Here is a 12,303-nt window from a genome sequence, read left to right on the forward strand (position 1 = left end):
CGCCCGTGGCCGAATGTCACATCGCGTCGATCGATCGACGCGATGTGACATTCGGCCGCCCGCCCCCGTTTCCGGGTGCCGACCGCCGAGTGCCCCTACCGGTCGGTGCCGGCGACGAGCTGCTCGACACGCTCGTGGAAGATCCGCCAGCGACGCTCGTTCTCGTGTGTGAGCACGGCGCTGTGGGCGGCGAGATCCGAGGCGTGGTCGAGCATCTCCGCGGCCGAGAAGAGGTAGCGCGGGGCAATACGGTCGGCGGCGAGGTCCGCCCGCAGTGCGGTGGGAGCGAAGTCCACCCGCTCGAGGATCGCGACCGCCCGGTCGAGGTGGCGGGCGACGAGTTCGGTCGTCGACGCGCACTGCCAGTCGTGGGAGACGATCCGGTGCCGTTCGGCGAGCAGGTCCGCCAGCTCCGGGTATGTGAGCAGTGCCTCGAGCATGTCCCAGGCCGTCGCCATGGCGGACGCGAGCCACTGCCCGGTCGTCCGGCTCGCCTCGGCGAGTGCGCGCAGGTCGGTCTTCAGCCGGGTGATCTCCGCCGGTTCGCCGCCGCCCTCCATGAACAGGATGCCGAGCGTCTCGGTGGCGCGGTCGTCGTTGAGGTCGGGTGCCCCGGCGAACGGGCTCGGCGACGTGTCGTCGGCCGGTGCGACCACCGACCACCGCTCGGCGAGGGCCTTCAGGGCACGGGAGCTGCGCTGGAGCCGGATCACGTCGTGATAGGGCGATTCGGAATAGAACTTCTCGTGCTCGCGGTGGAAGCGGGCGAGGTTGCGCACCGTGAGCAGCAGCGGGTCCGGCTCGGACTGCATGCGTCGAGCGTGACACAGCGCGACGCGGCGCCGCCGGGGAATCGACGACTCCCGGCAGCACCGCGTCGGCCTCGCCCGGGCCGGCTCAGCGCGGGCTGAACCGCCGCAGCCGCAGGCTGTTGCTCACCACGAACACCGAACTGAACGCCATCGCCGCCCCCGCGATCAGCGGGTTGAGCAGCCCGAGCGCCGCGAGCGGGAGGGCCGCGACGTTGTAGGCGAACGCCCAGAACAGGTTGCCCTTGATGGTGCGCAGCGTCGCGCGGGCGAGCCGGATCGCGTCGGGCGCGGCCCGCAGGTCGCCGCGCACGAGGGTCAGGTCGGAGGCCTCGATCGCGACGTCGGTGCCGGTGCCCATCGCGAGCCCGAGGTCGGCCTGGGCGAGGGCGGCCGCGTCGTTGACGCCGTCGCCGATCATGGCGACGACCCGGCCCTCGTTCTGCAGCCTCGCAACCACGTCGACCTTGTCGGCGGGCAGGACCTCGGCGATCACCTCGTCGATGCCGACCTGCGCTGCGACGGTCTCGGCGGCACTGCGGTTGTCGCCGGTGAGCAGTACGGGACGCAGACCGAGTTCGCGCAGCTCCGCGATCGCCGCGGCGGAGGTGTCCTTGATCGTGTCGGAGACGACGACGACGGCCCGGATGCGTCCGTCCCAGGCGATCCACACCGGTGTGCGGCCCTCGGCCTCGGCGTCGTCGGCGCTGCGCCGCAGCGATTCGGGGGCGGTCAGCGACCACTCGTCGCGCAGCCACGACCGTCGGCCCGCGAGCACGGCGTGACCGTCGACGACACCGGAAACTCCTCGGCCACCGTGGTTCTCGAAGTTCTCCACGGTCGGGAGAGCGCCGGTGGCCGAGGCCCGCTCGGCGACGGCGCGCGCGATGGGGTGCTCGGAAGCGTGCTCGAGTGCCCCGGCCAGGCGCAGTGCCTCGCCGTCGTCCTCACCGTCGGCGGTGTGCACGGCCGCGACGGCCATGCGGCCGGTGGTGACGGTGCCCGTCTTGTCGAGCACGACGGTGTCGACGCGGCGGGTCGATTCGAGGATCTGCGGTCCCTTGATGAGGATGCCGAGCTGGGCGCCGCGACCGGTGCCGACGAGCAGCGCGGTCGGGGTCGCGAGACCCAGCGCGCAGGGGCACGCGATGATCAGCACCGCGACGGCCGCGGTGAACGCCGCTGTCACCGAGTTGCCGGTGAGCAGCCATGCGGCGAGGGTGAGCAGCGACAGTCCGATGACGATGGGGACGAACACCGCCGACACCCGGTCGGCGAGCCGTTGCACCTCGGCCTTGCCGTTCTGCGCCTCGGTCACCAGGCGTGCCATCTGGGCGAGCTGGGTGTCGGCGCCGACGCGGGTCGCGCGGACGACGAGGCGGCCCCCGGCGTTGACGGTGGCGCCGACGACCTGGTCGCCGGGCGCGACCTCGACCGGCACGGGTTCGCCGGTGAGCATCGACGCGTCGACCGCCGACGTGCCCGAGACGACGACGCCGTCGGTGGCGATCTTCTCGCCCGGCCGCACGACGAACCGGTCGCCGACGGCGAGTCGGCCGATCGGGATCCGGGTTTCGAGGTCACCGTCGCGTAGCACCGCGACGTCCTTGGCGCCCATGTCGAGCAGTGCCCGCAGCGCCGCGCCCGACTGCCTCTTGGCGCGGGCCTCGAAGTAGCGTCCCGCGAGGATGAAGGTGGTGACGGCGGCGGCGACCTCGAGGTAGATGTGCGGCTCGGAGTCGCCGGTGGGCAGCAGATCGAACGACATGCGCATGCCGGTCATGCCGGCGTGCGTGAAGAACAGTGCCCACAGCGACCACAGGTAGGCGGCCGTGACGCCGACGGAGATGAGGGTGTCCATCGTGGCGGCGCCGTGCCGGGCGTTGGTCCAGGCGGCGCGGTGGAAGGGCAGCGCCCCCCACACGACGACGGGGGAGGCGAGCGTCAGGGTGAGCCACTGCCAGTTGTCGAACTGCAGGGCCGGGATCATCGACAGCAGTACCACCGGCACGGTGAGAACTGCGGAGACGGTCAGGCGCTGCCGCCAGGCCGCAGCCTCGTCCGGTTCGGGGGTGGCCTCGGTGGTCTCCTCGTCCCGAGGCGGCGCGGGCAGGGCGGCGGTGTAGCCGGTCGCCTCGACCGTCGCGACGAGGTCGTCGGGGGCGACCCCGTCCGCGTAGGCGACCTTGGCCTTCTCGGTCGCATAGTTCACGGTGGCGGTCACCCCGTCCATCCGATTGAGCTTCTTCTCGATGCGGGCCGCGCAGGAAGCGCAGGTCATGCCGCCGATCGAGAGTTCTACCTCGTGCACCATCTCGTCCGTGGTCATGGACGGGTCCCTTCTCGAGTCGACGGGTCGTCGGTGGGTCGCTGGGTCGTCGCAGTGTCGTCGCAGTTCACTGCGGGGCGAGGTGGTAGTCGCCGGCCTCGTCCAGCGCGGTGGCGACGGCGTCGTCGTCGAGGCCGTCGATGCTGGTCACGGTGACGGTGGAGACGCCGCCCGCGACGAGTTCGACGTGGACGTCCTCGACGCCGGGCAGGGCGCGCAGTTCCTCGGTGACGGCCCCGGCGCAGTGGCCGCAGGTCATGCCGACGACGGGGAAGGCCTGGGTGTTCATTCGGGGATCCTCACTGCTCGGTCCGGTCGGGTGGTCGGCGCAGCGGCAGCCGCCGGCCGTGTCGGTCAGGGGCAGGAGCCGGGTCATCGCGATCCTCCTCTGGTCGTGTGCTTCCTTTATACCCCCTAGGGGTATAACTCCGCCAGTCCGGGACGGTCCTTTCCCCGAGACTCCCGGAATCGTGCGTACCGCCCGGGCGGAGGCTCGGGTGGGCCCGCTCTATCCTGAGAAGCTCCGACAGGAACGACGCACGATGTGAGGCACCGAGGTGGACGACGAGACTTCGGCCCGCACCCTGTTCCCGGGGCCGGACCCCACCGCGACCGTCCACCGCGACGCCGACTGGGCGGCGACCCAGCTGGGACCGATCGACACCTGGCCCCCCGAACTCACGGCGGCCGTGCGGACCGTCGTCCCGTCCCGGGTGCCCATGCTGCTGTGCTGGGGGCCGGAGCTGGTGCAGATCTTCAACGATGCCTTCCGGCCCCTGCTCGGGGAGAAGTTCCCGGCGGCGGCGGCCCAGCGAGCCGCCGAGTGCTGGGAAGAGATCTGGGACGTCATCGGGGCTCTCGTCACCCAGGCGCAGCGTGGGGAGCCGACCCTGTCGGAGCGGATGCAACTGTTCATGCACCGCTTCGGCTACACGGAAGAGACGTACTGGACGTTCTCCTACAGCCCCGTCCGCGCCGCCGACGGCACGGTCGCCGGCATCTTCGTCGCCACCACCGACGTCACCGAGCAGGTGCTCGCCGAGCGCCGGGCCGCCGTCCTGCGGGAACTCGGCCAGCTCGCGATGACGGAGACGGCCACCGCCCACGACGCCTGCCGGGCCGCGCTCGGTCTGCTCGGCGGTCACGAGGACGATCTGCCGTTCGGCAGTGCCCACCTGTGCTGCGAGGGGGTGATGGTGACGGTGGCCGAGTTCGGCGCCGCCCCCGGCGTCGTGTCGGACCTGTCGGAAGTGATCGCACGGGTGGCCGGGTCCGGCAAGGCCGAGGCCGTCGCGGACCTCGGTCCCGACCGCGACACCGCGGTGGTCCTGCCCCTCCCGGTCTCCGGGGGCGGCCCGGCCGGTGCACTCGTCCTCGGAACGAGCCGGTTCCGCGAGCTCGACGAGCAGTACCGGGTGTTCCTGGACATGGTCGCGGTCCGCGTGTCCACGGCGCTGTCCGATGCGCAGGCCTACGAGGCCGAACGCCGGCGAGCGGCCGAGCTCGCCGAGCTCGACGCCGCCAAGAGCCGGTTCTTCGAGAACGTCAGCCACGAGTTCCGCACCCCGCTGACCCTGCTCCTCGGCCCGCTGCAGACCCTGCTCGACGAGCACACCGCCGCGTTGCCTCCTGCTCAGGTCGCCGCCGTGGCCGCGGCGCGGCGGGCCGCACTGCGTCTGCAGCGGCTCGTCGACATGCTCCTCGACGTCGCCCGGGGCGACGCCGGCCGGCTCGCCGCGCACAGCGAGCCCACCGACATCGTCGCGGTGACGCGCGACGGAGCCGAGCTGTTCCGGGACGCGGCGGACCGTGCGGGGCTCGCCCTCGAGGTCGACGTCGACGATGTGCCGAGCCGGTACGTGGCCATCGACCGCACGATGTGGACACACATCGTGCTGAACCTGTTGTCCAACGCGATCAAGTTCACCCAGACGGGATCGGTCTCGGTGACCCTGCGGGGTGACGGGGCGAACCTCGTGCTGCGCGTCGCCGACACGGGCACGGGCATCGCGGAGGCCGAGCGCGGCAAGATCTTCGACCGCTTCTACCAGATCGGCGACCGGTCCGGCCGCAGCCGCGAGGGGTCGGGCATCGGACTGTCCCTCGTCGCGCAGTTCGTCGCCGCCCTGGGTGGTTCGGTGTCCGTCGACGACGTCGCCCCGCACGGGACGGTGTTCACGGTGACGGTGCCCGCGGTGCCGAGCTCCCAGCCGGCGCCCGGCGCCGCGGACGACGTCGTGGCTTCGGCGGGCGCGGCGTACCTGGGAGAGGTCGAGGCGTGGCGGCCCGTCGCGGTGCCCGCAGCCGGCCCGCGCGAGGGACAACCGTGCATCCTCCTCGTCGAGGACAACGCGGACATGCGTGATCACCTTCTCGGTCTGCTCACGGCCCAGGGCTGGCACGTCGACGCCACGGCCGACGCCGAGTCCGCGCTCGAGCGGATCCGGGCCGAGCTTCCCGACCTGCTCCTCACCGACGTCATGCTGCCGGGGCGGAGCGGGTTGTCGCTCCTGCAGGACGTGCGCGACGACGAACGGCTGGCGCGGCTTCCGGTGATCCTGCTCACGGCCCGGGCCGGATCGGAGTCCGCCGTCGAGGGACTGCGAGCCGGTGCCGACGACTACGTCGTCAAGCCGTTTCATCCCAGCGAGCTCACGGCGCGGGTCCGGGTGCACCTGGAGATGTCGCGGCTACGGGAGGAGCTGCTCGCCGCGAGTGCGCACGAGGCCGCCTCGCTCCGGATCGCTTTGGATACCCGGAGTGTCACGAGCCGCGCCGTCGGCCTGCTCATGGCAGCGCACCGGGTCGACGCGGACACCGCATTCGCGCAGCTGTCGGCGATGTCCCAGGCGACGAACGTGAAGGTCCGTACGCTCGCGGCCGAGATCGTCGAGAACTTCACGGCGTCGCTCACCGAGCAGCCGCCTCCGCAGCCGTGACGGACCTGCCCGCGTGCGGCCCTGCCGATTCCGGGTCACCCGGGGTCGGCCGGTAAACTGCGGGGCGTCCGGTGTCCGTCCCCGGGCGCCAGCACTACTACCGAGGAGCAGCACGTGGCTCGTGTCGTCGTCGAAGTCATGCCCAAGGCCGAGATTCTCGATCCGCAGGGCCAGGCCATTGTCGGGGCGCTGTCGCGACTGGGCTTCGCGGGCGTGTCCGACGTCCGTCAGGGAAAGCGCTTCGAGCTCGAGGTCGACGGCAGCGTCGGCGACGCCGAGGTCGAGAAGATCGCCGAGGCGCTGCTGGCCAACACGGTCATCGAGGACTGGACCGTGCGCCGGATCGACGGTGACGCATGAGTGCACGCGTCGGGGTCATCACCTTCCCGGGCACGCTCGACGACATCGATGCGGCCCGCGCCGTCGAACTCGCCGGCGGTGAGGCCGTCAGCCTCTGGCACGGCGACGCCGACCTGAGGGGAGTCGACGCGGTGATCGTGCCCGGTGGCTTCTCCTACGGCGACTACCTGCGCTGCGGCGCCATCGCGCGCTTCGCCCCCGTCATGGGCAAGGTCGTCGAGGCCGCTCGGGGCGGTATGCCGGTGCTCGGCATCTGCAACGGCTTCCAGGTGCTGTGCGAGGCCGGTCTGCTGCCGGGTGCCCTCACCCGCAACGAGGGCCTGCACTTCATCTGCCGCGATCAGTGGCTGAAGGTGGAGTCGAACGACACCGCGTGGACCACCCGTTACGAGGCCGGTGCCGAGATCCTGGTGCCCCTCAAGTCGGGTGAGGGCCGGTTCCAGGCTTCGGAGAAGGTGCTGGACGAACTGGAGGGCGAGGGCCGCGTGGTGTTCCGCTACGCCGGCGACAACCCGAACGGCTCCCAGCGCGGCATCGCGGGCATCTCGTCGGCGAACGGACGCGTCGTCGGTCTGATGCCGCACCCCGAGCACGCCACCGAAGCGCTCACGGGCCCCAGCGACGACGGGCTCGGCATGTTCTACAGCGTTCTCGACGCGGTCGTCTCCGCCTGACACCCGTTCGTAGGCAGGGTCAGGTCGAAGCGGGCGCCCCGCCCGGGCCCGTCGCTCGCGGCCGTGAGGTCGCCGCCGTGGGCGCGGGCGAGGCTGCGCGCAATGGTCAGGCCCAGGCCGCTGCCGCCGGGGCTGCGGGCCGGATCGACCCGGTGGAACCGCTCGAACACCGCGTCGAGCTGATCCGCGGGTATGCCGTCGCCCGTGTCGCGCACCCGCACCAGGACGGTCGCCCGGTCCGTGCGCTCGCACGTGACGACCACCCGGCCCCCGGCCGGCGTGTGCCGTAGGGCGTTCTCGAGCAGGTTCGTCAGGATCTGTGCGACCCGCTGCGGATCGAACCGGACCGGCGGCAGCACCTCGGGCGGTTCCGCCTCGAGTCCCACCTGCTTGTCGGCGAACCGCGGGGTCGCGGCCGACACCGACGCCGCCACCGTCGCGGCGAGGTCGCCCTCCTCGGGGTGCAGGTCGAGCGCGTGCTCGTCCGCGGCGGAGAGGTCGGACAGGTCCGACACGAGACGCCGCAATCGGTCGAGCTGATCGTGCATCACCTGCCACGAGGTGGCGTCGGCGGGCAGTACGTCGTCTTCGATGCCTTCGAGGTAGGCCTCGAGCGTCGCGACGGGGGTGCGCAGTTCGTGAGCGAGATCGTCGAGGAGCCGGCGTCGGGAGAGTTCGGTGGTGTAGAGACGGCCCGCCATGTCGGCGAAGGCGTTCTCGAGCCGGGCGAAGTCCGCGTCGCCGGACCGGGTGATCGGCACGTCGTAGCGGCCGCGGGCGACATGGCCCGTGGCCTCGACCAGCCGGCTCACCGGCGCGGTGATGCGGCGCATCAGGACGACGGACGTGATCGCGGCGGCCCCGAGCGCGACGGCCGCCCCGGCGGCGAGCGCGACCGCCCCGGCCTGCGCGAACGCCTCCTCGGTGTGCAGGCGCACCTGCGCGTTCTCCACACCCGCGTGGGCCAGGTGGTAGTGGAACAGCGGGGCGGCCACCAGCGTCGCGACCACGGTGAGTGTCGCCGCCCCGACGAGCAGCACGAGCAACTGCGCGATCAGCAGCCGCCCCCGCAGTCCCAGCCGGTTCACCCCGTGGCCTCCATCGCGTACCCGACTCCGCGCACCGTACGGACGAAGCGGGGGGCGGCGGCGTCGTCGCCGAGCTTGCGGCGCAGCGCACGGATGTGGACGTCGACGATGTGCTCGTCGCCGAACCAGTTCGGCCCCCACACCTCGTCGATGATCTGCCGCCGTGACAGCGCCGCCGACGGTCGATCCGAAAGTGCCAGCAGCACATCGAATTCCGTGCGTGTCAGCGCGACGGGTGCGTCGTCGACCGAGACGGTGCGCGACACCGGATCGACGACGAGCCCGCCGATGCGGCGCGGTGCCTCCGACGCGGTGCCGCTGCGGGGCCGGCGCAGCATCGCCCGTACCCGGGCGACGAGTTCCCTCGGCCCGAAAGGCTTCACGACGTAGTCGTCGGCTCCCACCGACAGGCCGATGACCTTGTCCACCTCGTCGCCCCGGGCGGTGAGCATGAGCACGTACGCGTCGGAGAACGTCCGCAGTTGCCGGCACACCTCGATCCCGTCGAAACCCGGGAGCATCAGGTCGAGCACGACGAGCACCGGATCCGTTCGCCGGGCGAGCGCGACGGCCGTCGGCCCGTCGTGGGCGAGTGCGACCTCGAAGCCCTCCCGTTCGAGATAGCTGGCCACCACCTTCGCCAGGGCTGCTTCGTCGTCGACTACGAGGATGCGCGGGCCGGGGGTGTGCACGCGGCCAGGGTACCCAGCGCTCACGGCCGCCCGTTCCTCGTCGCGGAGCGGGTGCGCGACCGGATGGCTCTGCCCGGCGACCGAGGGGGTGCCTCGCGTGCCGGGCATGCGGGTCATCGCCGCATCCGTCGCGGAGACCGCGCGTCCAGTTCGTCGCGCAGGGTCCGGTAGGTCTCGAGGTCGATCTCGCCGGAGGCGAGCCGCCGATCCAGGATCCGGCGGGCATCGTCGCCGGAATCCGGTGGTGCCGCGGCCCGGATCACCGCCCACACCACCACCCCGGCGAGCAACAGCCAGAACACACCCATCGCGAGGGCCGCGGCCCAGCCCGCGCCGCCGTACCAACCCATCATCGCGCACCTCCTGTGACGAGTGTGCGCGCCGCCGCATGTGGGCGGGCCCTGCGGACGATGAAGTTTCGATGAAGGACCGGCCGGGCCAGGGCCTGCGGCACCGGACCCGGCCGATACGACGAGTACGTTCGAATCATGTTGTGGAACAAGAGAGTAGTAGCGGCGGCGGCAGCGGTGCCGCTGGCTGTGGTGATCGCGGCGTGCGGCAGCGACGAGCCGCAGCAACAGGCAGGGACGTCGGCCCCGGGCACGTCCCAGACCTCGGCTCCGGCCGCGCAGGCGCAGTTCGCCGACGCGGACGTCGAGTTCCTGCAGGAGATGTACCCCCATCACGCGCAGGCCGTGCAGATGGCCCAGGCCGTGCCCGAGCGCAGCGAGGATCCGCAACTGATCGACCTCGCCGCCCGCATCGAGGCCGCCCAGGAACCCGAGATGGAGCAGATGGAGTCGCTGCTCGCGGAGTGGGGGCAGGAGGCACCGGACGAGGACGGGATGGGGCACGGCGGCATGGGGATGCCCGGCGGCATGCCGGGAATGATGTCCGACGACGAGTGGGATTCCATGATGGGGGCCCGCGGCATGGACTTCGACCGCATGTGGCTGACCATGATGATCGCCCATCACGAGGGTGCGATCGAGATGTCGCAGACCGAGCTGGCCGAGGGAGTGAACCCGGAGGCGCGGCAACTCGCCGAGTCGATCATCGCGACACAGCAGGCGGAGATCGACGAGATGCGCGCCATGCTCGAGCAATAGTTCCACCGCCGTGACCGAATCGTGACCGCCCCAACCCTTCCATTGATACCCCCTGGGGGTATCAATGGAAGGGTCCACGGAAACGGAAACGGATCGAGGCGAAAGCCATGACACAGCTCGCACACCACGGACACGGGGCCCACACCGCGCCACCCGGAGGGAACGACACCGGGCGCAGCCGGGACCGGCACGCCGGTCACGGGCCGCACGGTGAGATCTTCCGGCGCAGATTCTGGGTGAGCCTGGTCCTCGCGGTTCCGATCGTGGTCTTCAGCGCCATGTTCGCCGACCTGCTCGGCTACCCGCTGCCTGACGCCGCGTGGGCCGGATGGGTCTCGCCCGTCCTGGGCACGGTCGTCTTCGTCTACGGCGGCAGCCCTTTCCTCGTCGGCGGGTGGAACGAGCTGCGCGACCGCCGGCCCGGAATGATGCTGCTCATCGCCATGGCCATCAGCGTCGCGTTCGCGGCGTCCTGGGTGACCACGCTCGGGCTGGGCGGGTTCGACCTCGACTTCTGGTGGGAACTGGCGCTGCTGATCGTGATCATGCTGCTCGGGCACTGGCTCGAGATGCGGGCGCTGGGCTCGGCGTCGCGCGCGCTGGACGCCCTGGCCGCGATGCTGCCCGACACGGCCGAGAAGGTGACCGCGGACGGCGTGGTGCCGGTCCCGCTCGGCGACCTCACCGTCGGCGATGTCGCCCTGGTGCGGGCCGGTGCGCGCGTCCCGGCCGACGGGACGGTCGTCGACGGCCGCGCCGAGGTGGACGAGTCGATGATCACCGGTGAGTCCCGCGCCGTGCCCCGCGCCGTCGGCGACACCGTCGTCGCCGGCACGATCGCCACCGACAGTGCACTGCGCGTGCGCATCACCGCGGTGGGGGAGGACACCGCGCTCGCCGGCATCCAGCGCATGGTCGCCGACGCGCAGGCCTCGTCCTCCCGAGCCCAGGCGCTCGCGGACCGGGCCGCCGCCTTCCTCTTCTACTTCGCCACCCTCGCCGGTGTCCTCACCTTCGCCGTGTGGACGCTGCTCGGCAACCTCGACGAGGCCGTCGTCCGTACCGTCACGGTCCTGGTCATCGCGTGCCCGCACGCGCTGGGCCTGGCCATTCCGCTCGTCATCGCGATCTCGACCGAGCGCGCCGCCCGCGCCGGCGTACTCGTCAAGGACCGGCTGTCGCTCGAGCGGATGCGCGGCGTGGACGTCGTCCTGTTCGACAAGACCGGGACCCTCACCCAGGGCCGGCACGTCGTCACCGACGTCGTCGCCACCGCCGGCACCACCGAGGACGACCTGCTGGCCCTGGCGGCCGCCGTCGAATCCGACAGCGAGCACCCCGTCGCCCGCGCCGTCGTTGCCGCCGCCGGAGGCCGGGCCGCGGTGCCGGCGAAGGACTTCCGGTCCCTGCCCGGACGCGGGGTGCGAGCCGTGGTGGACGGGGCCACCGTGTTCGTCGGAGGTCCGGCCGTCCTCGCGGACCTGGGGGCGCACGTTCCCGCCGACGTCGAGGCCGCGACCGGACCCTGGATCGCGCGCGGGGCGTCGGTGCTGCACGTCGTGCGCGACGGTGCTGTGCTCGGGGCCGTCGCGCTCGAGGACGCGGTGCGCGAGGAGTCGCGGCAGGCGATCGACGCCCTGCACGCACGCGGAGTGAAGGTCGCCATGATCACCGGGGACGCGCTCCAGGTGGCCGACGCCGTCGCCGCCGACCTCGGTATCGACGAGGTGTTCGCGAACGTGCTGCCCGAACACAAGGACGCGAAGGTCGCCGAGCTGCAGGCCCGCGGGCACCGCGTCGCGATGGTCGGCGACGGCGTCAACGACGCGCCGGCCCTGGCCCGCGCCGACGTCGGCATCGCCATCGGCGCGGGCACCGACGTCGCCGTCGAGTCGGCCGGGGTGGTCCTGGCCGCCGACGACCCGCGTGCCGTGCTGTCGGTGATCGCCCTGTCGCAGGCGAGTTTCCGCAAGATGTGGCAGAACCTGGTCTGGGCCACCGGGTACAATATCGTCGCGGTGCCGCTCGCGGCCGGTGTGCTGGCCTTCGCCGGGGTGGTGCTGCCGCCCGCGGTCGCCGCGGTGCTCATGTCGGTGTCCACGATCGTCGTGGCGCTCAACGCGCAGTTGCTGCGCCGGTTGGAGCTGGATCCGGCGAAGATCGCAGCCGGGAGCTGACCCGATCGTCGTCCGGCGTGGCGAGAGAACATGACGAGAAAGGGACCCCGTCGCCGTCCCGATCGGCGGCGGGGCCCCTTCTTCTCCGGTCCGGAGCGGCCCCCAACCGGCTCCGGCCGGCACTGC

General features: G+C 71.9%; 11 protein-coding genes. 5 read left to right on the forward strand and 6 right to left on the reverse strand.

Features of this window, described 5'->3' with window-relative positions; all coding sequences use genetic code 11:
* Positions 1-95 precede the first annotated feature (95 nt).
* The 3 genes from RR3_RS05840 to RR3_RS05850 form a co-directional block, all read right to left on the reverse strand.
* A complete protein-coding gene (locus RR3_RS05840) occupies positions 96-812 on the reverse strand; it encodes a hypothetical protein (protein ID WP_010593832.1) in 717 nt (238 codons plus the stop codon).
* Positions 813-897: 85 nt separating this feature from the next.
* Positions 898-3,138: a heavy metal translocating P-type ATPase gene (locus RR3_RS05845; protein ID WP_017680635.1), complete on the reverse strand. Its 2,241-nt coding sequence runs from the start codon at positions 3,136-3,138 to the stop codon at positions 898-900.
* Between the two features lie 67 nt (positions 3,139-3,205).
* Entirely contained in the window at positions 3,206-3,514 is a 309-nt protein-coding gene (locus RR3_RS05850) for a heavy-metal-associated domain-containing protein (RefSeq protein WP_017680636.1), read from the reverse strand.
* A 181-nt stretch (positions 3,515-3,695) separates the two neighbouring features.
* On the opposite strand from RR3_RS05850, the gene RR3_RS05855 reads away from it, so the two are divergent.
* The 3 genes from RR3_RS05855 (at position 3,696) to purQ (ending at position 7,111) form a co-directional block, all read left to right on the forward strand.
* Entirely contained in the window at positions 3,696-6,077 is a 2,382-nt protein-coding gene (locus RR3_RS05855) for a response regulator (protein ID WP_017680637.1), read from the forward strand.
* A 114-nt stretch (positions 6,078-6,191) separates the two neighbouring features.
* On the forward strand, positions 6,192-6,437 hold the full coding sequence (gene purS / locus RR3_RS05860; RefSeq protein ID WP_003936546.1) for a phosphoribosylformylglycinamidine synthase subunit PurS: 246 nt from the start codon (positions 6,192-6,194) through the stop codon (positions 6,435-6,437).
* Positions 6,434-7,111 (forward strand): phosphoribosylformylglycinamidine synthase subunit PurQ, encoded by a 678-nt coding sequence (gene purQ / locus RR3_RS05865; RefSeq protein ID WP_003936545.1) that lies wholly within the window; start codon positions 6,434-6,436, stop codon positions 7,109-7,111. The genes purS and purQ overlap by 4 nt, the downstream gene beginning before the upstream one ends.
* Here purQ and RR3_RS05870 read toward each other — a convergent pair.
* The 3 genes from RR3_RS05870 to RR3_RS05880 are packed head-to-tail and all read right to left on the reverse strand — an operon-like array spanning position 7,078 to position 9,244.
* Positions 7,078-8,199: a sensor histidine kinase gene (locus tag RR3_RS05870; protein ID WP_010593837.1), complete on the reverse strand. Its 1,122-nt coding sequence runs from the start codon at positions 8,197-8,199 to the stop codon at positions 7,078-7,080. The genes purQ and RR3_RS05870 overlap by 34 nt on opposite strands.
* Complete coding sequence (locus tag RR3_RS05875; RefSeq protein ID WP_017680638.1) at positions 8,196-9,008, reverse strand: response regulator; 813 nt, start codon at positions 9,006-9,008, stop codon at positions 8,196-8,198. Before RR3_RS05875 ends, RR3_RS05870 begins: the two co-directional genes overlap by 4 nt.
* Positions 9,005-9,244, reverse strand: coding sequence for an SHOCT domain-containing protein (locus tag RR3_RS05880; RefSeq protein WP_010593839.1), 240 nt, complete (start codon positions 9,242-9,244; stop codon positions 9,005-9,007). The genes RR3_RS05875 and RR3_RS05880 overlap by 4 nt, the downstream gene beginning before the upstream one ends.
* A 174-nt stretch (positions 9,245-9,418) precedes the next feature.
* Between RR3_RS05880 and RR3_RS05885 the strand changes: the two genes are divergently transcribed.
* Both RR3_RS05885 and RR3_RS05890 read left to right on the forward strand, forming a co-directional pair.
* On the forward strand, positions 9,419-10,000 hold the full coding sequence (locus RR3_RS05885; protein WP_010593840.1) for a DUF305 domain-containing protein: 582 nt from the start codon (positions 9,419-9,421) through the stop codon (positions 9,998-10,000).
* A 107-nt stretch (positions 10,001-10,107) separates the two neighbouring features.
* Positions 10,108-12,177 carry a copper-translocating P-type ATPase gene (locus tag RR3_RS05890; RefSeq protein WP_017680639.1) on the forward strand — a complete coding sequence of 690 codons (2,070 nt, stop codon included), beginning with the start codon at positions 10,108-10,110 and terminating at the stop codon, positions 12,175-12,177.
* Positions 12,178-12,303: the final 126 nt, after the last annotated feature.

The organism is Rhodococcus ruber NBRC 15591 (assembly GCF_001894945.1).
Lineage (GTDB): Bacteria > Actinomycetota > Actinomycetes > Mycobacteriales > Mycobacteriaceae > Rhodococcus > Rhodococcus ruber.

Coding starts and splice junctions, on each gene's coding strand:
- RR3_RS05875 (WP_017680638.1), bottom strand. CDS start 9,008: ATGACCCGCATGCCCGGCACGCGAGGCACCCCCTCGGTCGCCGGGCAG.
- purQ (WP_003936545.1), top strand. CDS start 6,434: ATGAGTGCACGCGTCGGGGTCATCACCTTCCCGGGCACGCTCGACGAC.
- RR3_RS05880 (WP_010593839.1), bottom strand. CDS start 9,244: ATGATGGGTTGGTACGGCGGCGCGGGCTGGGCCGCGGCCCTCGCGATG.
- RR3_RS05890 (WP_017680639.1), top strand. CDS start 10,108: ATGACACAGCTCGCACACCACGGACACGGGGCCCACACCGCGCCACCC.
- RR3_RS05840 (WP_010593832.1), bottom strand. CDS start 812: ATGCAGTCCGAGCCGGACCCGCTGCTGCTCACGGTGCGCAACCTCGCC.
- RR3_RS05850 (WP_017680636.1), bottom strand. CDS start 3,514: ATGACCCGGCTCCTGCCCCTGACCGACACGGCCGGCGGCTGCCGCTGC.
- RR3_RS05845 (WP_017680635.1), bottom strand. CDS start 3,138: ATGACCACGGACGAGATGGTGCACGAGGTAGAACTCTCGATCGGCGGC.